The 26390-nt window shown below is 62.4% G+C and carries 26 protein-coding genes; 15 read left to right on the forward strand and 11 right to left on the reverse strand.

All coding sequences use genetic code 11. The annotated features are described in order from the left end of the window. Nucleotides 1-41: 41 nt before the first annotated feature. The 5 genes from ACSSU5_RS00790 to ACSSU5_RS00810 form a co-directional block, all read right to left on the reverse strand. Entirely contained in the window at nt 42-761 is a 720-nt protein-coding gene (locus ACSSU5_RS00790; RefSeq protein WP_264312715.1) for a thioesterase II family protein, read from the reverse strand. Then, nucleotides 758-979 (reverse strand): MbtH family protein, encoded by a 222-nt coding sequence (locus tag ACSSU5_RS00795; RefSeq protein WP_003256222.1) that lies wholly within the window; start codon nt 977-979, stop codon nt 758-760. The genes ACSSU5_RS00790 and ACSSU5_RS00795 overlap by 4 nt, the downstream gene beginning before the upstream one ends. 152 nt (nt 980-1131) lie before the next feature. Continuing rightward, a complete protein-coding gene (locus ACSSU5_RS00800; protein ID WP_492560390.1) occupies nt 1132-1701 on the reverse strand; it encodes a DJ-1/PfpI family protein in 570 nt (189 codons plus the stop codon). 171 nt (nt 1702-1872) lie between these two features. After that, the gene (locus ACSSU5_RS00805; protein WP_264312713.1) at nt 1873-2274 is read right to left on the reverse strand and encodes a hypothetical protein; all 402 of its coding nucleotides are present in this window, start codon (nt 2272-2274) and stop codon (nt 1873-1875) included. A gap of 124 nt (nt 2275-2398) precedes the next feature. Then, the gene (locus ACSSU5_RS00810) at nt 2399-2692 is read right to left on the reverse strand and encodes a DUF1330 domain-containing protein (RefSeq protein WP_264312712.1); all 294 of its coding nucleotides are present in this window, start codon (nt 2690-2692) and stop codon (nt 2399-2401) included. Nucleotides 2693-2770: 78 nt separating this feature from the next. Between ACSSU5_RS00810 and ribBA the strand changes: the two genes are divergently transcribed. The 7 genes from ribBA to ACSSU5_RS00845 all read left to right on the forward strand — a co-directional run bounded on the left by ribBA (nt 2771) and on the right by ACSSU5_RS00845 (nt 10701). Then, on the forward strand, nt 2771-3892 hold the full coding sequence (gene ribBA, locus ACSSU5_RS00815; protein ID WP_492560391.1) for a bifunctional 3,4-dihydroxy-2-butanone-4-phosphate synthase/GTP cyclohydrolase II: 1122 nt from the start codon (nt 2771-2773) through the stop codon (nt 3890-3892). A 235-nt stretch (nt 3893-4127) separates the two neighbouring features. Then, on the forward strand, nt 4128-5153 hold the full coding sequence (locus ACSSU5_RS00820) for a polyamine ABC transporter substrate-binding protein (RefSeq protein WP_264312710.1): 1026 nt from the start codon (nt 4128-4130) through the stop codon (nt 5151-5153). Next, the gene (locus ACSSU5_RS00825; protein WP_264312709.1) at nt 5150-6067 is read left to right on the forward strand and encodes an ABC transporter permease; all 918 of its coding nucleotides are present in this window, start codon (nt 5150-5152) and stop codon (nt 6065-6067) included. The genes ACSSU5_RS00820 and ACSSU5_RS00825 overlap by 4 nt, the downstream gene beginning before the upstream one ends. Before the next feature lie 6 nt (nt 6068-6073). After that, nucleotides 6074-6883 carry an ABC transporter permease gene (locus ACSSU5_RS00830; protein ID WP_047581016.1) on the forward strand — a complete coding sequence of 270 codons (810 nt, stop codon included), beginning with the start codon at nt 6074-6076 and terminating at the stop codon, nt 6881-6883. Nucleotides 6884-6900: 17 nt separating this feature from the next. Next, nucleotides 6901-8049, forward strand: coding sequence for an ABC transporter ATP-binding protein (locus tag ACSSU5_RS00835; protein ID WP_492560392.1), 1149 nt, complete (start codon nt 6901-6903; stop codon nt 8047-8049). A 113-nt stretch (nt 8050-8162) separates the two neighbouring features. Further along, a complete protein-coding gene (locus ACSSU5_RS00840) occupies nt 8163-9470 on the forward strand; it encodes a substrate-binding domain-containing protein (protein ID WP_492560393.1) in 1308 nt (435 codons plus the stop codon). A 163-nt stretch (nt 9471-9633) separates the two neighbouring features. After that, nucleotides 9634-10701, forward strand: coding sequence for a TerC family protein (locus tag ACSSU5_RS00845; protein ID WP_264312706.1), 1068 nt, complete (start codon nt 9634-9636; stop codon nt 10699-10701). 58 nt (nt 10702-10759) lie between these two features. Here the strand turns inward: ACSSU5_RS00845 and ACSSU5_RS00850 are convergent, their stop codons facing one another. Together ACSSU5_RS00850 and ACSSU5_RS00855 are read right to left on the reverse strand one after the other, a co-directional pair. After that, a complete protein-coding gene (locus ACSSU5_RS00850; protein ID WP_492560394.1) occupies nt 10760-11158 on the reverse strand; it encodes a hypothetical protein in 399 nt (132 codons plus the stop codon). Then, entirely contained in the window at nt 11151-12548 is a 1398-nt protein-coding gene (locus ACSSU5_RS00855) for a PAAR domain-containing protein (protein WP_492560395.1), read from the reverse strand. Before ACSSU5_RS00855 ends, ACSSU5_RS00850 begins: the two co-directional genes overlap by 8 nt. A 240-nt stretch (nt 12549-12788) precedes the next feature. Here ACSSU5_RS00855 and ACSSU5_RS00860 point away from each other — a divergent pair, with 240 nt between their 5' ends. Further along, a complete protein-coding gene (locus ACSSU5_RS00860; RefSeq protein ID WP_492560396.1) occupies nt 12789-14144 on the forward strand; it encodes an SPFH domain-containing protein in 1356 nt (451 codons plus the stop codon). A gap of 48 nt (nt 14145-14192) precedes the next feature. On the opposite strand, the gene ACSSU5_RS00865 is transcribed toward ACSSU5_RS00860, so the two are convergent. Next, nucleotides 14193-15422, reverse strand: a complete 1230-nt coding sequence (locus ACSSU5_RS00865; RefSeq protein WP_264312702.1) for an acyl-CoA dehydrogenase — start codon at nt 15420-15422, stop codon at nt 14193-14195. A gap of 141 nt (nt 15423-15563) precedes the next feature. On the opposite strand from ACSSU5_RS00865, the gene ACSSU5_RS00870 reads away from it, so the two are divergent. After that, on the forward strand, nt 15564-16490 hold the full coding sequence (locus ACSSU5_RS00870; protein ID WP_492560397.1) for a LysR family transcriptional regulator: 927 nt from the start codon (nt 15564-15566) through the stop codon (nt 16488-16490). A gap of 185 nt (nt 16491-16675) precedes the next feature. Then, nucleotides 16676-17830 (forward strand): cysteine desulfurase family protein, encoded by a 1155-nt coding sequence (locus ACSSU5_RS00875; protein ID WP_492560398.1) that lies wholly within the window; start codon nt 16676-16678, stop codon nt 17828-17830. Nucleotides 17831-17864: 34 nt separating this feature from the next. Here the strand turns inward: ACSSU5_RS00875 and nfsB are convergent, their stop codons facing one another. Next, nucleotides 17865-18518, reverse strand: coding sequence for an oxygen-insensitive NAD(P)H nitroreductase (gene nfsB, locus ACSSU5_RS00880; protein WP_264312699.1), 654 nt, complete (start codon nt 18516-18518; stop codon nt 17865-17867). A gap of 103 nt (nt 18519-18621) precedes the next feature. Between nfsB and ACSSU5_RS00885 the strand changes: the two genes are divergently transcribed. After that, complete coding sequence (locus ACSSU5_RS00885) at nt 18622-19545, forward strand: LysR family transcriptional regulator (RefSeq protein WP_492560399.1); 924 nt, start codon at nt 18622-18624, stop codon at nt 19543-19545. Nucleotides 19546-19753: 208 nt separating this feature from the next. Here ACSSU5_RS00885 and ACSSU5_RS00890 read toward each other — a convergent pair whose 3' ends face one another. Beyond that, complete coding sequence (locus tag ACSSU5_RS00890; protein WP_264312697.1) at nt 19754-20953, reverse strand: sugar transporter; 1200 nt, start codon at nt 20951-20953, stop codon at nt 19754-19756. Between the two features lie 202 nt (nt 20954-21155). On the opposite strand from ACSSU5_RS00890, the gene ACSSU5_RS00895 reads away from it, so the two are divergent. Then, nucleotides 21156-22472, forward strand: a complete 1317-nt coding sequence (locus tag ACSSU5_RS00895) for a YncE family protein (protein WP_492560400.1) — start codon at nt 21156-21158, stop codon at nt 22470-22472. A gap of 123 nt (nt 22473-22595) precedes the next feature. Here the strand turns inward: ACSSU5_RS00895 and calA are convergent, their stop codons facing one another. Beyond that, nucleotides 22596-23648 (reverse strand): vanillin reductase, encoded by a 1053-nt coding sequence (calA, locus tag ACSSU5_RS00900; protein ID WP_264313901.1) that lies wholly within the window; start codon nt 23646-23648, stop codon nt 22596-22598. 181 nt (nt 23649-23829) lie between these two features. Between calA and ACSSU5_RS00905 the strand changes: the two genes are divergently transcribed. From ACSSU5_RS00905 to ACSSU5_RS00915, 3 genes are all read left to right on the forward strand, one after another. Then, a complete protein-coding gene (locus ACSSU5_RS00905; RefSeq protein WP_492560401.1) occupies nt 23830-24735 on the forward strand; it encodes an AraC family transcriptional regulator in 906 nt (301 codons plus the stop codon). 106 nt (nt 24736-24841) lie between these two features. Continuing rightward, entirely contained in the window at nt 24842-25348 is a 507-nt protein-coding gene (locus tag ACSSU5_RS00910) for a sigma-70 family RNA polymerase sigma factor (RefSeq protein ID WP_264312694.1), read from the forward strand. After that, nucleotides 25345-26319, forward strand: coding sequence for a FecR family protein (locus ACSSU5_RS00915; protein ID WP_264312693.1), 975 nt, complete (start codon nt 25345-25347; stop codon nt 26317-26319). Before ACSSU5_RS00910 ends, ACSSU5_RS00915 begins: the two co-directional genes overlap by 4 nt. Nucleotides 26320-26390 lie beyond the last annotated feature (71 nt).

The raw sequence follows: 26390 nt of genomic DNA on the forward strand, positions 1-26390 counted from the left end.
GGGAAAAGGCCTAGCCTCCCCCAGGCAAGCGGTGACGTCAATCAGGCAGAAAGCCGATGCGGCTCAAGCGACGCAGCCAGCACGCCGAGCACGCGGTCTTCGTGTTCGTGGATGAAGAAATGGCTGCCGGGGAACACTTCCAACGAAAAGTCGCCCAGGGTTTCCTTGCGCCAGGCCAGCAGTTGCTCCTCGCTGGCCCGATCATCTTCGCCGCCCAGCACGTGCAGTGGGCACTGCAACGCTGGCCGCTGACGGTAGGCGTAACGGCCGCACAGCAAGAAGTCAGCGCGCAGGATCGGCAAGGTCAGGCTCATCAGCTCGGCGTTGCCCAGCACTTCCTCTGGCGTGCCGTTGAGCTCGCGCAACTCGCTGATCAGCTCATCGTCGCGCTTGGGCTCGCGCCAGTTCTTGCCGTCATAGTCTTCACGCCGGGTGGGTGCAGCGGTGCCGCAGGCGAACAACGCCAGCGGCGGCGGGCAACCCAGCGCCTGCAGCTCATGGGCCAGCTCGAAGGCCAGCAGCGCGCCCAGGCTATGGCCGAGCAATGCATAAGGCGCGCTAGCCGCCAGGCGCTGCTCGGCCGCCAATTGCCGGGCAAGCGCCTGCATGTCGGTCTGTAGCGGCTCCGCCATGCGCGCGCCGCGCCCGGGCAGCTCCACTGGCCGCACCTGCAGCCAGGCCGGCAGCTTGCGCCGCCAGCGGCTGTAGACCATGGCGCTGGCCCCGGAATACGGCAGGCACAGCAGGTTCAGCGCTGTCACTGGGCTGCAGCTTCGGCCATCTTCTGGCGCAGGCTCAGCGGGCGCATGTCGGTCCAGACCTCGTCGATGTAGGCCAGGCAGTCTTTCTTCAGGCCGCTCTTGCCTACCGCACGCCAGCCATTGGGGATTGCCTTGTAGTCGGGCCAGATCGAGTATTGCTCTTCGTGGTTGACCACTACCTGGAACTGGATATCGTCGCGGTCGAAAACGGAAGTCATTGCCTGTCTCCTTGAGTGATAGGTGCCGGTACGCGCTTGGCGTAGGACGGTTCTCAAATAGACGTAGGAGGTGCTGGAAAAATTAGGGGTTTAAAAAGAGGGACCTGCCAGGGGCTTGGCTTGGGCGGAATGTAACGGGTGCCCCTAATCGGTTATTCATGCTCAGCTGCCAGCATGGACCGCAATTGAAGAACATGCTCTGGCGATAGCCCCACCGCTGCAAACACTTCGCAGGTGAAACTAACAGGTGCAGTACCGGGTGCCGTGATGATTCGATCCGCAGCCTTGGCGCGTGTACCGCTCTGGTAAAGCGCCTCCCCTTTATAGTGGGCGGCATTCTGTTTCAGGTAATCTGCACTGTTCGAGGTATGCGGTGTTGTATCGAGAAGGCCTGCCCTCGCCAGTGCCAACGTGCCCCCACATATTCCAGCGATTGTCGCCCCCGCGAACCGGCTAGCTCGAAGAAAGTCGCCAATATCCGGTGCTTGCGGCTGTTCCCAGCCCATGCCGCCAACAATGACGACTGCATCTGGCTTCCATTCCAAACACTGTTGCAACCCACTGTCCACCGTGACCGCCAGCCCGCCCTGCGAGTGGAACTGCCCCGGAACAGGGGCAAAAAAACGGACATCAATGCCGTAAAACGGTGATGCGGTTCCTGCAATGAAAGCATATTCCCAATCAGCAAAACCGGGTGTCAGTACCAAACCTATGCGTGACATCTGTCAGCGTCCTCCTTGAAACCCGAAACCATAAAGCGCCAACACCTCACTCAGGGGCATATTCCCTTGAGGGTGCTGGCCGATGTGGCGGGAAAATGACCGAGATGAATCGATTGCTCGCCAACGCCATTACAGCCCTCACGTTGCGGGCCGCCCTTTGGCGTACACCCTTCAAGCATCGCGCAGCAGATCATAGGCATCCAGCAAGCGGAACGCCACCTGCGGATTACGCTCCAACCCCCGCCGTATGGCCGCCGGTATCAATTGCCGAGTCTTGCGGCACAGCCCCGGTTGGTCGTCCAGTTCGATGACGATCCCGCGCATGGTCCGCACCTCGTTGAACCCCGGGGCAATGCGCACACGAATGCCCAGGTTCTCGTACATCCGTTGCTGCAAACGCTGCAGGTCGTCCAGGTCCTTGAGGTTCTCCAACCGCTCGAGCAGGCGCTTTTCTTCCTGACGGGTGAGCATAAGGATGCGCTGCGCCGCCGCCGGGTGCTCGGCCAGGTGCTCGCGGCCGCAGTTACAGGCGCCAGGGGGGCAAGGTTGGCGAAGGTTGGGTGGTAGGCTCATGGGGCAAGCATAGCCTGTACCGGCCCCTTCGCGGATCCGCACACGCCCGATCATTTCATCCGTGGCGTCCGCCCTTCCAGCAGGCTTACCAAGCGCCCATCGGCCAGCGCCTTCATTGATCAGCTCAAAACTCGATCCCTTCGACGATGATCACCTCAGCCTTCGCCACACCCTGGCGATGGCTGCACGCTTCTTGGTACAGCGCGGACCGATAACAAGCCACCGCCTGCTCATACGAATCGAACGCGATCACCACACTGCGCTGCGGCGTCGGCCGCCCTTCCATCGCCTCGCTACGCCCACCCCGAGCCAGAAACCGCCCGCCAAACGCAGCAAAGGCGGCAGGCGCCCGCTGGGTGTACTGCTGGTACTGCTCAGGGTCAGTCACGTCCACGTGGGCGATCCAATACGCTTTCATCCGCTGCTCTCCTGCCACAAAAAATTTTATGTATGATGGTATACCATAATAATCATCCCATCACAGCGAGCGTGCAACATGGCTTTCAACAGCATCGAAGAACTCCTTGAGGACTACCGGCAAGGCAAGATGGTCCTGCTGGTGGACGACGAAGATCGGGAAAACGAAGGCGACCTGCTGATCGCCGCCGAACGCTGTGACGCCCAGGCCATCAACTTCATGGCCCGTGAGGCGCGTGGCCTGATCTGCCTGACGCTGACCGACGATCATTGCCAGCGGCTGGGCCTGGAGCAGATGGTCCCGGCCAACGGCAGCGTGTTCAGCACGGCCTTCACCGTGTCGATCGAAGCGGCCACCGGCGTCACCACCGGCATTTCCGCCGCCGATCGAGCGCGCACCGTGGCGGCGGCCATGGCGCCGAACGCGCGGCCTGAAGACGTGGTGCAGCCAGGGCATATCTTCCCCCTGCGCGCCCGCGAAGGCGGCGTGCTGAACCGCGCCGGCCACACCGAAGCCGGGTGCGACCTGGCGCGTTTGGCTGGCTTCACACCGGCCTCAGTGATCGTCGAAGTGCTCAATGACGACGGCACCATGGCGCGCCGCCCGGACCTGGAAATATTCGCCGCCAGGCACGGCATCAAGATCGGCACCATTGCCGACCTCATTCACTACCGCCTGAGCACCGAGCAGACCCTCAAACGCATCGGCGAACGCGAACTGCCCACCGTGCACGGCACCTTCCGCCTGGTCACCTACGAAGACCGCATCGAAGGTGGCGTGCACATGGCCATGGTCATGGGCGACATCCGCCGCGAGCAACCCACCCTGGTGCGTGTGCATGTGATCGACCCACTGCGCGACCTGGTCGGCGCCGAATATGCAGGCCCGGCCAACTGGACGCTGTGGGCGGCGCTGCAGAAGGTCGCCGAAGAAGGCACTGGCGTGGTGGTGGTCCTGGCCAACCACGAATCTTCGCAGGCGTTACTTGAACGGGTGCCGCAGCTGACCCAGCCGGTGCGGCCTTACCAGCGCGGGCAGTCGAAGGTGTATTCGGAAGTCGGGACTGGTGCACAGATTCTGCAGGATCTGGGCGTGGGCAAGTTGCGCCACCTGGGGCCGCCGCTGAAGTATGCGGGGCTGGCGGGGTATGAGCTGGAGGTGGTGCAGAGCATACCGTTCGAGCCGGTGACGGTCAGCTGACACAGGGCTCTGTAGGAGCGGCAGCCTGATGACGGCGGAGTGATGGCCGGTCGCCTTCCCCTCTTGCCAAAAGTTTGGAATACCATAATATGATATCCCGTAGACCTTAAATCTTCAGGCCGGCACCTACACTCACAATCGGCCACCGACACTTTGTTTTAGCTGCTCCCCGAATACTGTTGGCGGGCGCACCAAAAGCCCCGCCTCGAATAACAAAAGCAACGAGGGCGTAACCATGCTGTTGAGCAAACGTGTAACCGCAGTGCTGTCCGCCAGCCTGCTGACCCTGGCATGTCAGGCCGCACAGGCCGCCGACAGCCTGAACTTCGTCAGTTGGGGCGGGACCACCCAGGACGCCCAGAAAGAAGCATGGGCCGTACCCTTCAGCAAATCGACCAACATCAAAGTCGTCCAGGACGGCCCAACCGACTACGGCAAGCTCAAGGCCATGGTCGAGAGCGGCAATGTGCAGTGGGACGTGGTCGATGTCGAAGCCGACTTCGCCCTGCGCGCCGCCAGCGAAGGCTTGCTCGAACCCCTCGACTTCAACACCATCCAACGCGACAAGATCGACCCGCGCTTCGTCTCCGACCATGGCGTCGGCTCGTTCTTCTTCTCGTTCGTGCTGGGCTACAACGAAGGCAAGCTCGGCGCCAACAAGCCGGTGGACTGGACCGCGCTGTTCGACACCAAGACCTACCCTGGCAAACGTGCCCTGTACAAGTGGCCGAGCCCCGGCGTGCTGGAACTGGCCCTGCTGGCCGACGGCGTCGCGCCCGACAAGCTCTACCCGCTGGACCTGGACCGCGCCTTCAAGAAGCTCGACACCATCAAGAAAGACATCGTCTGGTGGGGCGGTGGCGCCCAGTCGCAGCAACTGCTGGCCTCGGGTGAAGCCTCGCTCGGGCAGTTCTGGAACGGCCGCGTCTACGCCCTGCAGCAAGACGGTGCGCCGGTTGGCGTGAGCTGGAAGCAGAACCTGGTCATGGCCGATTTCCTGGTCATCCCCAAAGGCGCCAAGAACAAGGACGCGGCCATGAAGTTCCTGGCCAACGCCAGCAGCGCCGAAGGCCAGGCCGAATTCGCCAACAAGACCGCCTACGCGCCGGTGAACGTCGACAGCGTCGCCAAGCTTGATAAAGACCTCGCGCAAAACCTGCCGACAGCCTACGCCCAGGATCAGGTCACGCTGGACTTCGCCTACTGGGCGAAGAACGGTCAGGCCATCGCCGCGCGCTGGAATGAGTGGTTGGTCAAATGAAAGTCGCCATCAACGCCCTGCACAATGCGCAAGGTGCCCCTACGGGCACCGGTGCCCCGGGAACCGCCCCCCGCCGCGCAAGCCTGGGCCAACGCTGGAAAGGCAGCCGTAACCTGCTGCCTGCCCTGCTGTTCCTTGGCCTGTTCTTTTTCGCCCCGCTGATCGGCCTGTTGTTGCGTGGCGTGCTAGAGCCGGTGCCGGGCCTGGGCAACTACGAGCAGTTGTTCGCCAACTCGGCTTATGCACGGGTGCTGTTCAACACCTTCTCGGTCGCTGGCGTGGTCACCCTGATCAGCGTACTGCTGGGCTTCCCGCTGGCCTGGGCAATCACCCTGGTGCCCAACGGCTGGGGCCGCTGGTTGCTGAACATCGTGCTGCTGTCGATGTGGACCAGCCTGCTGGCACGCACCTACTCGTGGCTGGTGCTGCTGCAGAGTTCGGGGGTGATCAACAAGGCGTTGATGGCCATGGGTATCATCGATACCCCGCTGGAAATGGTGCACAACCTTACCGGCGTGGTGATCGGCATGAGTTACATCATGATCCCGTTCATCGTGCTGCCACTGCAGGCGACCATGCATGCCATCGACCCGATGGTGCTGCAAGCCGGGTCGATCTGTGGGGCCAGCCCATGGACCAATTTCTGGAAAGTGTTCCTGCCGCTGTGCCGCTCGGGGCTGTTCTCGGGGGCGTTGATGGTGTTCGTGATGTCGCTCGGTTACTACGTCACCCCGGCCCTGCTCGGTGGCGCGCAGAACATGATGCTGCCCGAATTCATCATCCAGCAGGTGCAGTCGTTCCTCAACTGGGGCCTGGCCAGCGCCGCCGCCGCACTGCTGGTGCTCATCACCCTGGTGCTCTTCTATTTGTACCTGAAGCTGCAGCCGGAATCCCCGGTCGGCAACGCGAGGTAATCCGCCATGCTCCTGTCACCCAATGCCATGGGCCGCCCGCTGCGTACCGGCCTGTACCTGACCACCGGGGTCATCGCCGCCTTCCTGCTGCTGCCGGTGGTGTTCATCGTGCTGCTGTCGTTCGGCTCCTCCCAGTGGCTGGTGTTCCCGCCACCGGGCTGGACCTTCAAATGGTACGGCCAGTTCTTCTCCAACCCCGAGTGGATGGATGCGGCCCTGGCCAGCCTCAAAGTCGCCGTGCTCACCACAGTCGCCGCGGTACTGCTGGGCCTGCCCACCGCATTTGCTCTGGTGCGCGGCCGCTTCCCCGGCCGCGAGATGCTCTACGGCCTGTTCACCATGCCGATGATCGTGCCGTTGGTGATCATCGCCGTGGCGGTGTACGCGCTGTTTCTCAAGCTTGGCTACACCGGCACGCTGTTCGCGTTCGTGGTCAGCCACGTGATCGTCGCCCTGCCCTTCACCATCATCTCGATCATCAACTCGCTCAAGCTGTTCGACCAGTCGATCGAAGACGCCGCGGTCATCTGCGGGGCCTCGCGCCTGCAGGCGATCTTCAAGGTGACCTTCCCAGCCATCCGCCCCGGCATGATCGCCGGCGGCCTGTTCGCCTTCCTGGTGTCGTGGGATGAAGTGGTGCTCAGCGTGATGATGGCCAGCCCCGACCTGCAGACCCTGCCGGTGAAGATGTGGACCACCTTGCGCCAGGACCTCAGCCCCGTGATAGCGGTGGCCTCGACCCTGCTGATCGGCCTGTCCCTGCTTGTGATGATTATTGCCGCCGCCCTGCGCCGGCGCACCGAAGTCAACGCCTGAGTGCCCGGAGAACAACAATGAGTGCAGTGATCAAAGACAACGCGCACAACCAGACCCTGGTCAGCCTGCGCGGCCTGAACAAGCACTACGGCGACTTCACCGCCGTGGACAACCTGGCCCTCGAGATCCAGGACGGCGAGTTCCTCACCTTCCTCGGCTCCAGCGGTTCGGGCAAGTCCACCACCCTGTCGATGCTGGCTGGTTTCGAAACCCCGAGCAGCGGCGAGATTCTGGTCGAGGGCCAGTCGCTGGTGAACGTACCGCCGCACAAGCGTGATATCGGCATGGTGTTCCAGCGCTACTCGCTGTTCCCGCACCTGAACGTGCGCGACAACATCGCCTTCCCGCTGGCCATCCGCAAGCTCGGCGCCGCCGAGATCAACAAGCGCGTCGACGCCATGCTCAAGCTGGTGCAACTGGAAAAATTCGCCCACCGCAAGCCCTCGCAAATGTCGGGTGGCCAACAGCAACGCGTGGCCATCGCCCGGGCGCTGGTCTACGAGCCACGCATTCTGCTGATGGACGAACCCCTCGGCGCCTTGGACAAGAAGCTGCGTGAAGACCTGCAGGACGAACTGCGCCAGCTGCACCGGCGCTTGGGGATCACCATCGTCTACGTGACCCACGACCAGGAAGAAGCCATGCGCCTGTCCCAGCGCATCGCCATCTTCAGCCACGGCAAGATCGTTGGGCTGGGCAGCGGTTACGACCTTTATCAGAACCCGCCGAACGCGTTCGTCGCCTCGTTCCTGGGCAACTCAAACTTCCTGCGGATCAAGGCCAGCAGCAATGGTACGGGCAGTTTCGAGGGCCAGCCGGTGGCAATCCGCCTGACCGCAGGCTTGGCTGCCGACCAGCAGGCGCTGATCATGGTGCGCCCGGAAAAGGCCCTGGCACTGACCGCTGCCCAGGCGGCGGCACAACCCCTGCCAGCCGGTTGGAACGAAGTCCGTGCCAAGGTGGCCGAGGTGCTGTTCCTGGGTGAAAGCCAGACGTGCCACGTGGTCACCGCAGGCGGTACCGAGATGACCGTGAAGGCGCTGTCTGCGGCAGGCATGCCGATGCAGCCGGGGGATACCGTGAGCGTGCGCTGGGCGGTGGCCGATGCGTGTATCTATACCGAGTGGGCGGAGAGTGACCTGAGCAAGTCGGCAGGGGCGCACTGATTCGACTCGCCCGATAGTGGGCCAGCCCCTGGCCCACTATCGCCCGGCTGTCACATTTCTATCACGCCACCGTCGTAATCTGCCGGGCAACTCTTTGCCACAGGTAGCCCGGCATGCCCCGCCTGCTGCTCCTTCTGCTTGCCGTGCTACCGTTATCGGCCCTGGCCGAGTTCGCGCACTTGCGCGTGCAGGGCTCCAATACCATCGGTGCCGCTCTACTACCCGCCCTGGTTCAGGCGCAATTGCGCTCGCAGCAGGCAACTGCCATCGAACAGGCGCCCGGTGTGCACGCCAACGAAACCGTCATCACCGCCCGCGACGTTCGCGGGCAACCGTTGCGTATCGACATCGCCGCCCACGGTTCCAGCACCGGCTTCGCGGCGTTGGGCCGGGGCGAGGCCGACCTGGCTGCCGCTTCGAGGCCGATCAACGACGCGGAAGTCCAGCAACTGCGGGCCCTGGGCGATTTGCGCGCAGCCAGCGCCGAACAGGTCATCGGCCTTGATGGCGTGGCGGTGATCGTCCACCCCGACAACCCGCTGCCGCAACTGACCACCCAACAACTGGCGCAGATTTTTTCGGGGCAGGTCCAGCGATGGGACGCGTTGGGCATTGCAGGCGACGTGATTCACCTGTACGCCCGCGACGATCGCTCCGGCACCTTCGAGACTTTCAAGGCACTGGTGCTCGACCCTCATCGAGGCGAACTGTCGGCCCAGGCCCAGCGCTTCGAGTCCAGTGACGAACTTGCCGAACGGGTCAGCGCCGACCGCCTGGCTATTGGCTTCAGCAGCCTGGCAGCGGTGCATGGGGCCAAGGTGCTGGCGGTAGCCGAGGGGGATGCAGCGGCCATGCTGCCGCAGCGTTCGCAGGTGGCCAGCGAGGACTACCCGCTGTCGCGCCGCCTGTACTTCTACCTGCCAGCCAATGCCAAGCCCCAGGCCAGGGCCCTGGCAGAATTCGCCCAGAGCCCTGCCGGCCAGGCCATCGTCGCCCAGCTGGGCTTCGTCTCGCAGCAGGTCAAGGCCCAGCCTGTCCCCCCCCAGGCCGATATGCCGCCGCGCTACCGCACGCTGGCCCAGCACGCGCAGCGGCTGAGCGTCAACTTTCGCTTTCAGGAGGGCAGCGCCAGCCTCGACAACAAGGCCTTGCGCGATGTACAGCGGGTGGCCGAGTACCTGCGCCAGGCCGGCAAGTTGCACAGCAAGGTGGTGCTGGTGGGCTTTGGTGACCCCAAGGAAACACCGGGGCGCGCGGCGCTGCTTTCACGCTTGCGAGCGCTGGCGGTGCGCCGCGAGCTGGCACGCGATGGCGTGGACGTGCTGGAGGTGACCGGGATGGGCGATGAGCTGCCGGTGGCAGGCAATGACCAGCAACAAGGGCGCTTGCGCAATCGGCGGGTGGAAGTGTGGGTGTATTGAGGCGCCTTCACATCAGGCAAAGAAATGTAACAGGTCGGCGTTCGGCATCCCAGGCAAAGGGGACTAGGCTCAAGCCTATGTGATACCGGGCCCCTCTGACGGCTGCCAAGCCGCCATGTCGGATCACTGTTGCCATGCAACGTCGACAATCAAGGAGGGGCTCATGACAGCTCTGCACACATTTCTCACCACCCCGTTTCTCGGCACCAGCACCTGGTTGTGGCTGGTGTTCATGGCCATCGTCATCGGTTTGCTGGTGCTCGACCTGGGCGTGCTGCACCGCCAGGACCGCGAGATCGAAATGCGCGAGAGCCTGTTGCTGTACTCGGGCTATTTCAGCGTCGGTGTGCTGTTCGGTGCCTGGGTCTGGTTCGAGCTGGGCGCGCAGTCGGCGCTGGAGTTCTACACCGGGTTCCTGGTCGAGCAGTCGCTGTCGATGGACAACGTGTTCGTCATGGCGATGATCTTCGGCTTCTTCGCCATCCCCCGCCGCTATCAGCACCGGGTATTGTTCTGGGGCATTCTGGGTGTGGTGTTCCTGCGGGCGATCATGATCGGCGTAGGTGCGGCGCTGGTGCAGAACTTTGAATGGGTGTTGTACCTCTTCGGCGCCTTCCTGCTGTTTACCGGGGTGAAGATGGCGCTGTCGAAGGAAGACAGCAACCCGGACCTGGCCAATAACCCGATTATCAAGTTCGTGCGCCGGCACATGCGGGTTACCGACCAGATCCATGGCTCGCACTTCTTCGTGCGCCAGACACCGCCCGGGCAAAGCAAGGCGCTGCGTTATGCCACGCCGCTGTTTTTGGCGCTGGTGCTGATCGAACTGGCCGACCTGGTGTTTGCCGTGGACAGCGTGCCGGCGATCTTCGCCATTACCCAGGACCCGTTCATTGTCTACACCTCGAACATCTTTGCCATTCTCGGTTTGCGCTCGCTGTACTTTGCCTTGTCAGCGTTGATGCACCGGTTTATCTACCTCAAGTATGCGTTGGCGTTGGTGTTGATCTTTATTGGTTGCAAGATCTTCTACCACGGCATGGTGGGCAAGGTGCCGGCGTTGCTTTCGTTGGGGGTGACGTTTGGGCTGTTGCTGGGTGGGGTGGTGGTGTCGTTGGTCAAGACGCGGGGGGGTAAGGTGGCAACAGAGGGCAATCCGCTGGAGCACACCGCCACTGAAAAAAACACTGCGATCAAGGCTACAGACACGAAGCATAACTCTGTCAGTTAAGACGATTTTCGCGGCGGTGCGCCGCGAAGAGTGTTGGTATGAAAATTAAAATACTCACTTACTGCTTGGAAAGCTCAAGAAGCAAAGTGAAAATCGCCATCCCCATAAAACCTATAGCGGTCAGCCATAAAGACACTACAAGTCGACGCCTTAGATTGGGCGGAAATTCGTTTAGCTCATCCGCACTCAACTGCCCACGACGCAAGGCCAACTTTGGAAAAACAAAAAGCCAGCCAATAGCGCATATCAAAAGCATCCTCCATTTTATAGTGGAAGTACCCCAAGCTACCTTCAGAGCCTCCATATGAGGATCGCTCGTGATCGCAGAGCATACAACGTGATAATCTCGACTCAAAGTAGTGTACGCAATGACAGCAACACCCACCATACTGATTAAAAAAGGCACAACAAGAAACAGCAGCTTTACAATGGCGGGCCAGGCATGAATGTCAGTCATCTGACACCTCATAGAGAAACTCCCCCGTATATTCGCCGGCTAGTTCTCCAAGTTTGCTGCCAGCTAGGCCACCGCCCCCTACTACTAAAATGCCGCACAGCGGAGCCGCTACACCCACTGTGCTCACGGTAAAGCCAACACACAATGTGCCAACCGCTGCAGTGGCCAGTATCGGACCTACCACGCCACCACCGACGCCCCCGCTGAATTTTCCGGCTTCTACGAAACGGGCTTTTCTGCATTCCTCTGTGCTGCCTGCCTGACAGACCTCTCTCACATTGAGGTACGACGAAGCACCACTCAGTCCAATTGCGGCATTCCCACCGTGTTTGAGGTACTTGGAGAGTTTCGCCACTTTATCGAGATGCGTCGCATAACCCGGTATCTGCCCCGCTCCACCCGCCTTCGACCAATGGTGCACAAGGCTTTTGGTCGAGATATTCAGACTCTTTTTCAGGCGTTCATAACTGCCCAAGTTCAGCTGTTTGTTAAGCAATGCCGCCTTCAACTGTCCATCCAATTGCTGTAGCAACTGACGCCGCGACGCAAAGAACGCTCGACTGTTCAAGTGCCCATGCCGCAAAAACTCACGCTGATGCAATTGCTCGATCTGGTTCAAGGTTTCCCGGACCTGTTTCAACCCTTGATCCAACATGTCCTTGCCCACGCCCATCGACTGGCTCGCATTACTGAGCAAGCCCGCTATCTCGGCCTGGTGCTGCATCATGAAATCCGATTCGGCAAAATCAAGCACCGCCAACGCGTGCCGGGCATCCTGGGCCGCAGCCATCAGCTTGGCTTCCTCATGGGTACAGGCATCGCCGTTGTCAGGGTCACCAATGACGAATATTTCCCCAGCCTTGAATCCATGAACGAAGGTAGGGTTGAGCCGCTGCAAACGGGAGATCGGCAAGGTGGCGTCCTGCTCGGACAACTGCAGCAGAACCTGGGAAAACGACATGTTTCTGGGAACCACATAGAAGCCCGGCTCCATTGACCCCGACAAAGCAGTCACTGCCCCTTGCGAGAAGTTGTCTGCTTGAGCACCGGCCGTTGGCACAATAGACATCACACGGTTAGTCGCGAACGTCCGGATGGGTGACGGAACCTCATCCAACGGCGCCACGACCCGGTTACTGCCAGACGGACAACCACAATCCACCAGCGCCCCATCCATGGCCACGGCATGACCGTCGGAAATGAAGTGCCAAACGCCTTCCGCGACGGTGCCTTCATCGCCACAGAGGGGACAGGGTGTTGTTCTGTCTCCCTCCCTGAGCACCCTGCGGCCATTGCTCAAATAGCCGAGACCTGTAGCGATGCAAACAGCGCCAGTCGTGGTGACATCACCGTCTACCGCCTGACCTTTTCCACCCAGGTTGACACGCATCGGCAAGTTCCCTGTGCATAAGTGAGGTGGCGAAACCTAACAGCTGCAACAGGGCTTTTACTGCCAGAACGTGAAAACCAGACGCTTCTTACAAGAACTGATCACTTTACTTACAGAATGCTCTTGAGAATATTCCATGCACCCAGAATGAAACGTTCCTACGACCCCCGCCAACATTCCTGATTGTCTGGTCACCTCACTCTTTGCCAGCATGCGAGTTCCCCAGGACAAGGAGTTCCCATGCAAAAACCTCAAGTACCTGACCTCCGCCAACTTCGCATTAACCGCAAGGTGGTCGCCGCAGTTGCCATCCCAGTGCTCCTCGTCGGCGCTCTCGCGGCATTGTTCAACGCCGTGTTGTTCTACAACGAAGCAGGCCAGATGACTCATGTACGGACAATCTTCGGTGAAGAAAAAGTTGTTGAGGATGTAGGCTACGCAACCAAATGGTTTGGTCGCAGTACCGTCTGGCGTCGGACCATCGGTGTGCAGTCGGCCCTGCAGGTGGACGGCCAGGACGAGGCCCGCAGTGGCCACCCTTCAGTAACGCTGGAAAACCTGCCCATCGTGTTTCTGGGCAACGTGGACGCCAAGGCCGAATTCAGTACCCAGTTTCGCCTGCCATCGGGCGACGACTTCCTGAAGATCGCCCAGGAGTACCGCACACCGGACAACTTCCTGCAGCGTGCACTATTGCCGGCGGTCAAAGAAACGCTGCAGGCCACCGCTTCGTTGATGAGCGCGGATGACTATTACGCCGGTAACCGCAGCCACTTCGGCGCCGAATTCGAAAACCAATTGCGCAATGGCCTGTACCTGACCAGCCGTAAGGAAATCCGTGTGCAGCGCGACCACTTTCCGGCTCAGACAGCCATCCTCCAGTCCGGTACGGAACAGGGTAACTTTGGCGATAACTCAGCGACCCGTTTCGTCATCGAGAAGAAGCTCGACAAAAACGGCCAGGAACTGCGCAAGCAGCAACAGTTCCGACTGTTCGGCGTCGAAGTCGTCGATGCTCGGGTGACGCATATAGACCCCAATCCGCAATATCAGCAACGCATGGTTCGGGTGCAGCAGGCATTGGCGGAACTGGCAGTGGCTCGGCAGAACAGGCTCAAGGAGGAAGAGGAAAAGGAACTTGTCTCTGCCCGGGGAGCCAAGGATGTCGAAGCCAAGCGCCAAGAAAGCCTGCGGGAACAGATCGAACGCACCACGGCCGCCGAGACAGAGAAGCAACTGACACTGATCAACGCGGAGCGAGAAAAACGGCGAGCCGAGATCGACAAGCAGACCGCTGAACTGTTACGTGACAAGGCCCGGGTAAATGCGGAGGCCACCCGGATTACGGCTGATGCCGAGGCGCATGCCCGTGAGGCATCGATCAAGGCCGATGGCGCCCTGCAAACCAAGCTGGATGCACTGGTGCAGATCAATCGCGTCTGGGCCGATGCGGCGGCGCGAGCCCCGGTACCCCGTGTGATGATGGGCGGTGGGACAGAAAGCGGCATCGGTCGCCAAGATGAAATGAGCAAGCTCATGAGTGTGCTGGCGGTAAAGGCTGCCAAAGACCTGGTAGTGGATCTCAAGACACCGTGAGCCGTTGATGGCCTTCTCGCCGGTAACCCAGCAAAAAGGCCATCACCTTCACCTGGAACTACGCAACATCTCCACCGGCACATACTTGCCGATCTCATATTTGCCGATCGCCGCCCGGTGCACTTCATCCGGCCCGTCGGCCAGGCGCAAGGTGCGCTGCATCGCGTACATGTACGCCAGCGGGAAATCACCGCTCACCCCGGCGCCACCATGAAGCTGGATCGCCCGGTCGATTACCTTCAAGGCCACATTCGGCGCCACCACCTTGATCTGGGCGATTTCGCTGCGCGCGACCTTGTTGCCAACCGTGTCCATCATGTACGCCGCCTTCAGCGTCAACAGGCGTGCCATGTCGATTTCCATGCGCGAGTCGGCGATCTTGTCGACGTTACCGCCCAGGCGGGCCAAAGGCCGGCCAAAGGCCGTGCGCTCTACCGAGCGTTTGCACATCAGCTCCAGTGCCCGCTCAGCCATGCCGACCGAGCGCATGCAGTGGTGGATACGCCCTGGCCCCAGGCGGCCCTGGGCGATTTCGAAGCCCCGGCCCTCACCCAGGATCACGTTCTCATAGGGCACGCGCACGTTCTCGAACAGCACCTCGGCATGGCCATGTGGCGCATCGTCGTAACCGAACACCGGCAATGGCCGGACGATCTTCACGCCAGGCGTGTCGGTCGGCACCAGCACCATCGAGTGCTGCTGGTGGCGTGGCCCTTCGGGGTCGGACAGGCCCATGAAGATCATGACCTTGCAGCGCGGGTCACAGGCGCCGGAAGTCCACCATTTGCGGCCATTGATCACCCATTCATCGCCATCACGCACAGCGGTGGCGGCCATGTTGGTGGCATCCGAGGAAGCTACGTCCGGTTCGGTCATGGCGAATGCCGAACGGATTTCGCCGCGCAGCAAAGGCTCCAGCCACTGGCGTTTCTGCGCCTCGCTGCCATAGCGCACCAGCACTTCCATGTTGCCGGTGTCCGGTGCCGAGCAATTGAACGGCTCTGGCCCGAGCAGCGAGCGGCCCATGATCTCGGCCAGTGGCGCGTATTCCAGGTTGCTCAGCCCGGCGCCGTACTCCGACTCGGGCAAGAACAGGTTCCACAGCCCCTCGGCGCGGGCCTGGGCCTTGAGCTCCTCCATGATCGCAGTGGGTTGCCAGCGGTCGCCCTCGGCGACCTGACGCTCGAACACCGCTTCGGCGGGATAGACATAAGCATCCATGAACGCGGTGACGCGCTCGCGCAGTGCCTGGACCTTGGGCGAATAGGCGAAATCCATCGGGGGCTACCTTCGAGGTTCGTAGAACATGGGCCAGAGCCTAGAGCAGCAAGCACCCATCCACCTAGTCTATTTTCCGCGTGTATAAACATTCATAACCGATATATGATCGGGCAATAATTCCAACAATGAGCGGCGCACATGAACCTCAGCAAGGTCGACCTCAACCTGTTCATCGTCTTCGACGCGATCTACACCGAAGCCAACCTGACCCGCGCCGGGCAAATTGTCGGCATCACCCAGCCGGCGGTCTCCAATGCCCTGTCGCGACTGCGCGAAACCTTCAACGACCCACTGTTCGTGCGTACCGCGCAAGGCATGGTGCCCACGCCCATGGCCCAGAACATCATCGGCCCGGTGCGCAACGCCCTTGCCCTGCTGCGCACCTCGGTACAGGAAAGCCGCATTTTCAACCCGCAGCACGCCAACAAGACCTTCCGCATCAGCATGACCGACCTGACCGAAGCGGTGATCCTGCCGCCGCTGTTCCAGCGCCTGCGCCGCCTGGCCCCTTCGGTATTGATCGAAAGCTTTCTGTGCAAACGTCGCGAAACCACCAAAGAGCTGGCGGCCGGGCGCCTGGATTTCGCGGTCGATGCCCCTTTGAACACCGACCCGCAGGTGCGCCACGTCAAACTGATGCAAGACCGCTATGTCTGTGCCCTGCGCCAAGGCCACCCGCTGGCCGACAGCAAACTGACCCTGGACAGCTACCTGGGCATGACCCACATCCATATCTCCAGCCGGCGCAATGGCCTGGGCTACGTGGACCTGGCCTTGGGCAAGATGGGAGTGCAGCGCAAGGTCGCCTTGCGTTCACAGCATTACCTGATGGCCTCGCAAGTGTTGCAGCAGACTGACATGGCGATGACCGTCCCCGAACGTTTCGCCCGCCGTCATCAACTGCGCTACCACGCATTACCTGTCGATGTGCCGGCGCTGGAAACGCACCTCTACTGGCATGAGAGCACTGACCAGGACCCCGCCAACCGCTGGATGCGCGAGCAGATCATCGAGTTGTGCGAACGGGTGCTAGCGGAGGAAGAACGCGCGCTGGCGCCCGCCTGATGTTGTTGGTGCGCGGTTAATGCCGGGCTTGTGGAGAATTTTTTTCTCCACCTATCGGCAGCATTAGAAGATTTTTCCCTCAAGGCGCAAACCAACCAAACAGAAGGCAAAAACATTTGAGTGTGGGCCCGGTACGCTTACTGCAACGATCACCGCATCCAACGTGACAGACACGGACCCGCCTCATGCCCAGCGCCCCGCTCTACTTCGACTACGCCGCCACGACCCCCGTTGACGACCGGGTCATCGAAACGATGCTCGCCTGCCTTGGCCGCCAAGCCAACTTCGGCAACCCCGCATCCAGTGGCCATGCTTATGGCCAGGCTGCCCGCAATGCAGTGGAGCAGGCGCGCCAACAGGTGGCTGAACGCGTCGGCGCCCGCGCCGATGAACTGGTGTGGACCTCAGGCGCTACCGAGTCCAACAACCTTGCACTCAAAGGCATCGCCCAGGGCATCGGCCACCCAGGCCACCTGATTACCAGCCAGCTGGAACACAAGGCCGTACTCGATACAGTCGCTGAACTGGAGCGTCAAGGCTGGGCCATCACTCGCCTGGCAGCAGATGCGGCCGGCCTGATCCAGCCCGATGCCGTGCAGGCGGCATGGCGTGCCGATACCCGCCTGGTCTCGCTGATGGCGGTCAATAACGAACTGGGCACCGTGACCGACTTCGCAACCATTGGCGAGCGCGTACGTGCACAGGGTGCGCTGTTGCATGTGGACGCGGCCCAGGCGGTGGGCAAACTGGCCATCGACCTTGCCCACATGCCGATAGACCTGATGTCGTTTTCGGCCCACAAGGTCTACGGCCCCAAAGGCATCGGCGCACTCTATGTCGGGCCGCGTGCCCGCCAGCTGATGCGTGCGCAGATGCACGGCGGCGGCCATGAGCACGGGCTGCGTTCCGGCACCCTGGCGACCCACCAGATCGTCGGCATGGGCAGCGCCTTTGCCTTGGCCGGCCAGCCGGGCGACAGCGAGCACCAGCGTATCGAGCAGCTGTCCCGACGGCTGCGCGACGGGTTGCTGGCCTTGCCCGCGGTAAGCCTCAACGGCTGCGCTACGCAGCGCATTGCGCACACCTTGAACCTGTGTATCGATACCCAAGGCTTCAACAGTGCAGCGTTGGCCAGTGAGTTGGCGTTGTCGACCACGTCGGCCTGCAATTCGGCGAGCAACGCAGCATCGCATGTGCTGCTGGCACTGGGGTTGGATGAAAGCCGGGCACGCAACAGCGTGCGGTTGAGTCTCGGACGGTTCAGCACCGAGGGTGAAGTCGATAAAGCGATCGAGGTGTTTACCAGGGTAGTGGCAGCGGCATCAGCGTCGTTATGGTGAAGCCGGCTGCTCCTACAGGTGTAGCGAAAAACGCTCAGAGGAAGGTAAACACGGTCGAGGCTGGCAACCGCGACTTGTTCAGCCCTGCATTGAAATCACCCTCGCTCCGATAGCCAAGGCTCAAGATCACCACACTGGTGAAGCCCTGCTCGCGCAGCCCCAGCTCGGCATCCAGCAGCTTGCTGTCAAAGCCTTCGATCGGCGTTGCATCAAGGCCATGCGCCGCGGCACCCAGCAGCGCCGTGCCGAAGGCCAGGTAGGTCTGCTTTTCCATCCAGTGCTGCACGTCTTTCTGGTCGAAGCGGTGCAGATCGACGTAGTGACGACGGCTTTGGTTCTGTGCGGCGCGGGCCTGCTCGTCGCGAAAGCGGCCATTGGCGGCTTCCTGTTCGAGCACCGCGTCCAGATGGGCCTCGGTCATCTCGGTGCGCGTGCAGAATACGATCACATGGGACGCATCGAGGATCTTCGGCGAGTTGTAGGCAAAACGCTCATGGGTGCTCTTGGCGAGCCGGGCCTTGCCCTCTGCGCTGTCGGCGACGATGAAGTGCCAAGGCTGCGAGTTGACCGACGACGGGCTGTGGCGCAGTTGCTCAAGCAACGCATCGATGGTGGCCTGGGGAATGCGGCGCGAGGCGTCGTAAGCTTTGGTGGTGTAGCGGCGCTTGGCCAGGGAAACGGTATCCATGCAACAACTCCTGGAGTGAGAGGGGATTTGTTGCGCATCTTATCTTTCCTGCAAAAAAGAAAAACCGGCACAATGCAGCAACACTTTCATCCCAGGAGTGAAAATGCTGCGTATTGCTGACCTTGAACTGTTCGTACGCAGCAGCGTGCTGGGCAGCTTCACCGCCGCCGCCCACGAGGCGCAACTGCTGCCGGGCCAGGTGGCCGCCGCGATCAAACGCCTGGAGCGTGAGCTGGACGTACGCCTGTTCGCGCGGACCACCCGTAGCCTGCGCCTGACCGCCGAGGGCGAGCTGTACTTGCCGACGGCGCAGAACGTGCTGGACAGCCTGCGCCAGGGCCGCGAGGACCTGCACGGCAACGCCAGTACCTTGCGCGGCACGTTGCAAGTCTCGGCACCTTCAGACATGGGCCGCAACATGCTGCTGCCGTGGCTGAGCGCCTTTCGCCGCGAGCACCCGGCGCTGCACCTGCGCTTCTTCCTGTCCGACCAGATGGCCGACCTCAATCGCGACCCGGTAGACATCGCCATCCGCTATGGCCTCAATCAGGATGCCAACTACATCGCCCTGCCCCTGGCCAACTGGAACCGCCGGGTACTGGTCGCCTCCCCCGACTACCTGGCACGCCATGGCCGCCCGCTGACACCAGAGGCCCTGCACGACCATGCCTGCCTGCTGTACATGCAACAGAACCGGGTCTATGACAAATGGCGAGTGGGCAACCGCACCGTGCAGGTGCGCGGGCCGCTGGTCAGCGACGACGCCGACGTGATCCGCCGCCTGGCGCTGCTCGGTGAAGGTATTGTCTACAAGTCGTGGCTGGACGTGAGCGCCGACATTGAGGCCGGTAAACTGGAGATTGTCTTGCCGGAGTACCTGGGCGAGCCGACACCGGTCACATTGGTCTGTCCGCACCGCAAGCAACTGACCCCGGCAGTCACGCAGTTGCACCTGTGGCTGCGCGAGCGCTTCGAGGCGCTGCGGCCCCGGCTGCTGAACAAGGGCTGCACAATCGTTCCAGACTGAAACGGACGCTTGCGCTAATGGACACCCGCTCGGACAAGCCTGTGGTTCAACCGGGGTTGGCGGGGATGGTGCGGGTGTCGGCTTGGGCGACGCTGCTTGGTTGAATGTGATGTTGGCTGTACTGGCCTCTTCGCGGGGCAAGCCCGCTCCCACAGGTACCCCTGTTATTGAGTACAGTGCGGCCCCGCGAAGAGGCCAGTACAGGCAATCAGGCGCCTAAAGCCTCACGGAACCGCCGGTTACTTGCCACCGCCAGCACCAACCCGACTACCGCCACACCGCCTCCGACCAGGCCGATATGGGCCACATCCATCTGGCTGCTGACAATACTGCCCAGCAATGCCCCACCACCAATACCGATGTTATAGATGCCCGAGAACAAGGCCATGGCCACGTCGGTGGCATCGGACGCCAGCTTCAAGGTCTTGGACTGCAACGACAGGCTGAAGCTCAGGATTGCTATACCCCAGAACATGCTCAACGCGGAAAATGCATAGAAGTTGCCCGACAGCGGCAACAGCAACAGCAGGCAAGCCGCCAGCAGGCCGATCGAGCCCACCAGAAAGCCCTGGGGGAACCGCTCACTGTAACGGCTGAACAGCACCGAGCCGAACACACCGGCGCCACCAAACAGCAGCAGCACCAGCGTGGTCCGCTCGCCGCCGATCTGCGCCACGTGCAGGGCGAAGGGTTCAATGTAGCTGTAAGCGGTGAACTGTGCGGTGATCACCAGCGTCACCAGCAGGTAGGTGATCACCAGCGCCGGGCGCTTGAACAGGATCGGCAGGCTGCGCAGCGAGCCGGAATTCTGGCTTGGCAGCAGCGGCAACGACTTCATCAGGCAGAGCATGGTGGCCAGTGCCACCCCGGCAATGCTGAGGAACGTCACGCGCCAGCCCAAGGCTTCACCTACCACACGCCCCAGCGGGATGCCCAGAACCATAGCCAGGGTAGTACCGGTGGCCAGCAGGCCGAGTGCCTTGGCCTGTTGGCCAGGCGGCGCCACACGTACAGCCAGCGATGCGGTGATGGCCCAAAACACGGCGTGGGCCAGGGCGATGCCGATGCGGCTGACCAGCAGCATGGCAAAGCTCTGCGACAGCCACGACAACAGGTGGCTGACAACGAACACCAGAAACACGAACAGCAGCAAGCGCCGACGCTCGATGTTGCGGGTCAGCAGCATCATCGGCAGCGACGCCAGGGCCACGACCCAGGCATAGATAGTCAGCATCAGGCCGACCTGGGCGGTGCTCATGTCGAAGCTGCGGCCAATGTCGCTGAGCAACGCCACCGGGACAAACTCGGTGGTGTTGAAGATGAAGGCCGCCAGGGCCAAGGCAATCACGCTCAGCCAGCTGCCGCCACCGGTGGTCGGCGGCAAGTCGGTGGGGATGGGTCCGTTCATGGGTGGAATTCTGTGCTCCGCAGGCATGGCGAAAAGACGCGCGTCAGGGGCCAAGTATCGGCCGCGCTGAGGCACGGGTTTGTTATTGGAAGGAATGCCGGCATGGTACGCGTCAATACCGGGCCTCACAACCGGCGGCACATTGCGGGTACCATGCGCGCTTTGTGTGAACGGCAAGCGGAACAAGGAGCCCGATCCGCCCATGGACAAGCAACAACCCCAGCAGCAGTGGCAGCAGGCGGTCACCGCCTACGCCCAGGCCATCAACCGCTACGTCGCGCAAGGCAGCGCCCACGGCTGGGACAACCTCGAAGAACCACAGCCCGCAGCCACCGAGCACTTGCTCGATGCCTGGCACGCCGCCCTGCAGGCGATCAACCGCCCGGGTGTCGACGAACAGCAACGCCAGGCCTTCCGCGCGGCCTGGCCGCCTGCCCACCTGCCGCTGGTACCCCTGCTCGAAGCCCATGGGCAGGGCATCAGTAGCGTCCTGCTGCTGGAGGATGGCAGCCTGCTCGCGCGCATTGGCATGCCCTATGAAAAGGGCCAGGTGGTACGCATCGATCAGCACAGTGTGATGCCGGTCATTGGCACTGACCACTTCGGCCGTTGCCCGCAGCGCCGCTACTTTGCCCTGGCCAACGCCGAGGGCGTGCGCGTGACCGATGGCTGGGGCGGCCCACAGGTCGCCCGGCTGCCCTGGCCCACCGGGCTGGAGGGGCTGCCGGCAGGTTACCCCTTCGAACCCTTGGACCTGCCGCCGACGCCCACCACCCTGGTGCCTTTCGCCCAGGGCCAGCGGGTACTGCTGGTGAGCGCCGAGGGCATCTTTTTGCTGGCGGCCGAGGGTGCTACCCGGCTGCTGCCGCGCCAATCGCAAGTCCTTGAAGAGCTGGCCGAAGGCACCGACCCGGACGATATCGCCCTCGGCCTGGCCATGGAGCATGGTGCGGTGTCGCCGGATGGGCGCCTGATCGTGGTCGGTGAACAGAGCAGCCGTCATCTGGTGCTCAATGAGCAGTTGGAGGAAGTGGCGCAGGTCGGCCCAGGCGGCGAGTACCCACACTTCGCCCTGTTCAACCGCAGCGGCGACCAGTTGATCGTCAATGCCTGCCACTTCTACAACGGCGGCACGCTCGGGGTACGCGTGGCAGACCTGCCGGGGCTGGATACCGACTACTACAGCGATGACCCGCGCACCCCGCGACTGCAGGATGGGGCGCGGGTTTACGCAGGGGTCGCAGGCAACGGCGAGTACATCATCGGTGATGCCTACGGCTACTTGCGGGCCTTTGGCGAAGATGGCACGGCGCATTGGCAGCATTACCTGGGCTCGACCATCAGCGCCATGGACATCAGCGCGGACGGGCGCACACTGGTTGCGGCGAGCCATGCTGGGGTCATTTCGGTGATTGCGCTGGGCAGTGGGCGGCCTGAGTGGCAGATCGGTACCGGGGAGCATGGCGAGGTGCGGCGGTGGTTGTTCTGGAAGGGGTGGGACAAGGCGCTGGTCTGGTAGATCTGCACCGATTTCTTCGCGAGCAAGCCCACTCCCATAGTTGCCCCACTGCTCTCAGGCAGGGTGTAGAGCCTCTGGGAGCGGGCTTGCCCGCGAAGAAACCGGTGCAGATTAACGCCAGGATCAGCCCTGCAATGTCGCCATGTCGATCACAAAGCGGTACTTCACATCCCCGGCGATCATCCGCTCATAAGCCTGGTTGATATTGCGGATATCGAGCATTTCGATGTCGCATCGGATGCCGTGCTCGGCACAGAAATCCAGCACTTCCTGGGTCTCGGCAATGCCGCCGATCAACGACCCAGCCAGCACCCGGCGCTTGAGCACCAGATTGGCCGCGTGTACCGCCGGCTCGATCGGTTCGATCAGGCCGACCAGAATATGCACGCCATCGAACGTGAGGGTTTCAAGGTACGGATTGAGGTCGTGCTGCACCGGAATGGTGTCGAGCAGGAAGTCGAAACGACCGGCAGCAGCACGCATCTGTTCGTCATCCGTGGACACGATTACATGGTCGGCGCCCTGGCGGCGGGCTTCCTCGGCCTTGGCCTGGGAGCGCGTGAACAGGGTCACTTCCGCGCCCAGGGCCTTGGCCAGTTTGATGCCCATGTGGCCCAGGCCGCCCATGCCAAGGATGCCGACCTTGTGGCCCGGCCCCACGCCATGGTGCTTGAGCGGCGAGTAGGTGGTGATGCCGGCGCACAGAATCGGCGCTGCGCTGGGCAGGTCCATGCCAGCGGGGATACGCACCACAAAGTGCTCGCTGACCACGATGCTGCTGGAGTAGCCACCCAGGGTATTGCTGCCATCGACCCGGTCGGGGGTGGCGTAGGTCATGGTCGGGCCTTCCAGGCAGTATTGCTCCAAATCCTTGGCGCAGGCCTCGCAGTGGCGGCAGGAGTCGACCATGCAACCAACGCCCACCAAGTCGCCGACCTTGTGCGCAGCCACCTTGTCGCCCACTGCAGTGACGCGACCGATGATCTCGTGGCCCGGCATCAGCGGGTACACGGCGATGCCCCACTCGTTGCGCGCCTGATGGATGTCGGAGTGGCACACGCCGCAGTACAGGATCTCGATGGCGACATCGTCCGGGCGCGGGCTGCGACGCTCGAAGGTCATGGGAGCCAGAGGGCTGGTCGGGGTTTGGGCGGCATAACCAATGGCGGTGTACATGCAGGACCTCGCAGAGAAGTGAAACGATTCAGGCGGCGCATTTTGCGCGCCATGCCCCGCCTCGCCCACCGCAGATTCTCCGGCATCCATGCACGATTCTCCGGACTTACCGGTAAGCATCTGACGCTAGGCCTTCAATCTGCGATGATGCCACTGTCTGATTCTCTGCCCCAGGTTCACCATGCAGCTCACCCGCCATGTCGACGCCAACGCCCCGCTCTGCGCGCTGATCCGCCGCCTCGCCTCGCGCCCAGGCTTCGTCCCCACGCACCTGCCCCAGGTTCAGGTGCTGAGCTGGGACCACTATGTGGCCAGCAGCCCGCAAATCTACGAGCCGAGCCTGATGATCCTGGCCCAGGGCAGCAAACTTGCGCGCCTAGGGCCACGCACCCTGGAATACGGTGCGGGGCACTACCTGGTCCAGGCGCTGTCGGTGCCGTTCATGTGCGAAACCTTCGCCACCGCCGAGGCGCCACTGCTGGGCGTGGCGGTAGACATTGACCGCAGCGTGCTCGGTGAGCTGGTGCAAAGCATGGACCTGGCGCCAGATGCCGCGGTACAGGCACAGACCCCGCAATCGATGACCTCGGCGGCCCTGGATGCGCCGATGCGCGACAGTGTCGAGCGGCTGCTGCACTGCCTGCAGGACCCGCTGGACGCCAAGGTGCTGGGGCCTGCGCGGGTGCGCGAAGTGCTCTATACCGCGCTACGCGGCCCGCAGGCCGGGGTGCTGCGGGCGCTTGTCGAGCAGCAGGGGCACTTCGCCCGCATCGGCGCCGCCCTCGCCCACCTGCGCGAACACTACACCGAGCCGCTGAGTGTCGAGGCACTGGCGGCGCGCGCCAACATGAGCGTTTCGACCTTCCACGAACATTTCAAGCGCTGCACCGACATGGCGCCGATGCAGTACCTCAAGCGCCTGCGCCTGCTCAAGGCGCAGCAGATGCTGATCGGCGAGGGCCTGGGGGTGGCGCAGACGGCGCATCGGGTGGGGTATCAGAGCACTTCGCAGTTCAGCCGCGAGTACAAACGCCAGTTTGACCGTAGCCCGGGGGATGAATCGGCCTACCAGAGCTTGTCGGTTTAGGCCTCAGCACTGCGCCAGGTACGTGAGGCGTGCAGCGCTCTTGCTAGCCAGCAAACGACCCAGTTACCATTGAGAACGATTCACACTCACAACTGGATGCCAGGCGTTGGACAGCACATCGACCCGCAAGCTGGGCTTCTTCTTCAGCGACCATCACCGCTGGCTGCTCCAACACATCTTCAAACGTCTGCGTAATCGCGCCGACGCTGAGGACACCGCAGCCGAAGCGTTCTGCCAGATGCTGGGCGCACGGGTAGACCCGGACAGCATCCAGCAACCGCGCGCCTACCTCTCGACCATCGCCCGCCGGCTGATCTTTGACCGGCACCGCCGCCGCCAACTCGAGCAGGCCTACCTCGATCGCCTGACGCTGTTGCCTGAGCCGGTCGCCCCTTCGGCCGAAGAGCAACTGCTGCTGATCGAGGCATTGGTGACCATCGACCAGGTGCTGGACGGCCTGCCCGCCGTGGTCAAGGCCACCTTCCTGTTCAGCCAGCTGGACGGCATGAGCTATGTCGACATCGCCGCCCGGTTGCAGATCAGCGAACGCACCGTCAGCCGCTACATGAAGCAGGCCCTGCGCCAGTGCTACCTGTGCGAGGTACACGCATGAACGCCAGGCGCCTGGACCCGATCAGCGAGCAAGCTATCGACTGGATGGTCGCGCTCAAGGCCGGCACACCTGACGACGCACTGCTGCAACGGCTGAACCACTGGTTGCGCCAGGACCCCGCTCACCAACAGGCCTGGGACCGTTTGCAACAGCGCCTAGGCAGCCCCTTTGCCGCACTGCGCGCGCTGGACCAGCGCGCCCCAGGGCATGCCGCCGAAGCACGCCAGGTATTGCTCGCCCCCACCCATTCCCGGCGCGAGGTGCTGGGTGCCCTGGCGGGCATGGGCGTCGCCGCGGGTGTACTGTGGAGCGGCTGGCGCAGCGACGCGGCACAGAACTGGCTGGCCGACCTGCACACGGCCAGCGGCGAGCGGCGCAGCTTCACCTTGGCGGACGGCAGCCGCCTGAGCCTCAACAGTGCCAGTGCCGTCGACCTCTATTTCGATGCCAACCAACGCCTGCTGGTGCTGCGCCGTGGCGACGTGTTGATACAGGTTGCCCCAGACCCGCACCGCCCCCTGCGCGTGCGCACTGCGCAAGGGCAGGTGCAGGCGCTGGGCACCCGTTTCCTGGTGAGCCAGGAGGCATCCGCCACCCGCGTTGTGGTGCTGGAGCACAGTGTCCGCGCCAGCCTGCCCAATGGCCGCTGGCTAGACCTGCAACAAGGGCAGGCCGCGCTGCTGCGTGGCGATGGCATCCAACCTGTAACTGGCGAGCAACAACAACGCGCAGCCTGGCTGGAGGGCCGCCTGGAAGTGCTCGACGAGCCCCTGCACGCGGTTATCGATGCCCTGCGTCCGTACCAGCGTGGCTACATACGGGTAGCACCGGCGGTACGCGACATGCGCGTCCAGGGTGTATTCCCGCTGGACCAGCCACAGCAGGCACTGGCCGCTCTGGCAGAAGCCCTGCCGATCAAGGTCGAGCCGTTCGGCCCGTGGCTGATGCTGATTGGTCCTGAGCAGGGGTGAAGAAATTTTTGTGAAAATCATTCGCAAGCGTGTCCGGTTTTCATTTCTCGTCCCACCTATCTCCTGACAAG

This window comes from Pseudomonas sp. E1MeOHC2 (assembly GCF_058745025.1).

Excerpts from the sequence above, each read along its gene's own strand:
- ACSSU5_RS00885 (WP_492560399.1), top strand. The coding sequence starts at position 18,622 with ATGCTGCGTATTGCTGACCTTGAACTGTTCGTACGCAGCAGCGTGCTG.
- ACSSU5_RS00850 (WP_492560394.1), bottom strand. The coding sequence starts at position 11,158 with ATGACTGACATTCATGCCTGGCCCGCCATTGTAAAGCTGCTGTTTCTT.
- ACSSU5_RS00905 (WP_492560401.1), top strand. The coding sequence starts at position 23,830 with ATGCAGCTCACCCGCCATGTCGACGCCAACGCCCCGCTCTGCGCGCTG.
- ACSSU5_RS00895 (WP_492560400.1), top strand. The coding sequence starts at position 21,156 with ATGGACAAGCAACAACCCCAGCAGCAGTGGCAGCAGGCGGTCACCGCC.
- ACSSU5_RS00915 (WP_264312693.1), top strand. The coding sequence starts at position 25,345 with ATGAACGCCAGGCGCCTGGACCCGATCAGCGAGCAAGCTATCGACTGG.
- ACSSU5_RS00870 (WP_492560397.1), top strand. The coding sequence starts at position 15,564 with ATGAACCTCAGCAAGGTCGACCTCAACCTGTTCATCGTCTTCGACGCG.
- nfsB (WP_264312699.1), bottom strand. The coding sequence starts at position 18,518 with ATGGATACCGTTTCCCTGGCCAAGCGCCGCTACACCACCAAAGCTTAC.
- ACSSU5_RS00890 (WP_264312697.1), bottom strand. The coding sequence starts at position 20,953 with ATGAACGGACCCATCCCCACCGACTTGCCGCCGACCACCGGTGGCGGC.
- ACSSU5_RS00810 (WP_264312712.1), bottom strand. The coding sequence starts at position 2,692 with ATGAAAGCGTATTGGATCGCCCACGTGGACGTGACTGACCCTGAGCAG.
- ACSSU5_RS00840 (WP_492560393.1), top strand. The coding sequence starts at position 8,163 with ATGCCCCGCCTGCTGCTCCTTCTGCTTGCCGTGCTACCGTTATCGGCC.
- ACSSU5_RS00855 (WP_492560395.1), bottom strand. The coding sequence starts at position 12,548 with ATGCGTGTCAACCTGGGTGGAAAAGGTCAGGCGGTAGACGGTGATGTC.
- ACSSU5_RS00805 (WP_264312713.1), bottom strand. The coding sequence starts at position 2,274 with ATGAGCCTACCACCCAACCTTCGCCAACCTTGCCCCCCTGGCGCCTGT.
- ACSSU5_RS00835 (WP_492560392.1), top strand. The coding sequence starts at position 6,901 with ATGAGTGCAGTGATCAAAGACAACGCGCACAACCAGACCCTGGTCAGC.
- ACSSU5_RS00860 (WP_492560396.1), top strand. The coding sequence starts at position 12,789 with ATGCAAAAACCTCAAGTACCTGACCTCCGCCAACTTCGCATTAACCGC.
- ACSSU5_RS00820 (WP_264312710.1), top strand. The coding sequence starts at position 4,128 with ATGCTGTTGAGCAAACGTGTAACCGCAGTGCTGTCCGCCAGCCTGCTG.
- ribBA (WP_492560391.1), top strand. The coding sequence starts at position 2,771 with ATGGCTTTCAACAGCATCGAAGAACTCCTTGAGGACTACCGGCAAGGC.
- ACSSU5_RS00830 (WP_047581016.1), top strand. The coding sequence starts at position 6,074 with ATGCTCCTGTCACCCAATGCCATGGGCCGCCCGCTGCGTACCGGCCTG.
- ACSSU5_RS00875 (WP_492560398.1), top strand. The coding sequence starts at position 16,676 with ATGCCCAGCGCCCCGCTCTACTTCGACTACGCCGCCACGACCCCCGTT.
- ACSSU5_RS00825 (WP_264312709.1), top strand. The coding sequence starts at position 5,150 with ATGAAAGTCGCCATCAACGCCCTGCACAATGCGCAAGGTGCCCCTACG.
- ACSSU5_RS00845 (WP_264312706.1), top strand. The coding sequence starts at position 9,634 with ATGACAGCTCTGCACACATTTCTCACCACCCCGTTTCTCGGCACCAGC.
- calA (WP_264313901.1), bottom strand. The coding sequence starts at position 23,648 with ATGTACACCGCCATTGGTTATGCCGCCCAAACCCCGACCAGCCCTCTG.
- ACSSU5_RS00795 (WP_003256222.1), bottom strand. The coding sequence starts at position 979 with ATGACTTCCGTTTTCGACCGCGACGATATCCAGTTCCAGGTAGTGGTC.
- ACSSU5_RS00800 (WP_492560390.1), bottom strand. The coding sequence starts at position 1,701 with ATGTCACGCATAGGTTTGGTACTGACACCCGGTTTTGCTGATTGGGAA.
- ACSSU5_RS00865 (WP_264312702.1), bottom strand. The coding sequence starts at position 15,422 with ATGGATTTCGCCTATTCGCCCAAGGTCCAGGCACTGCGCGAGCGCGTC.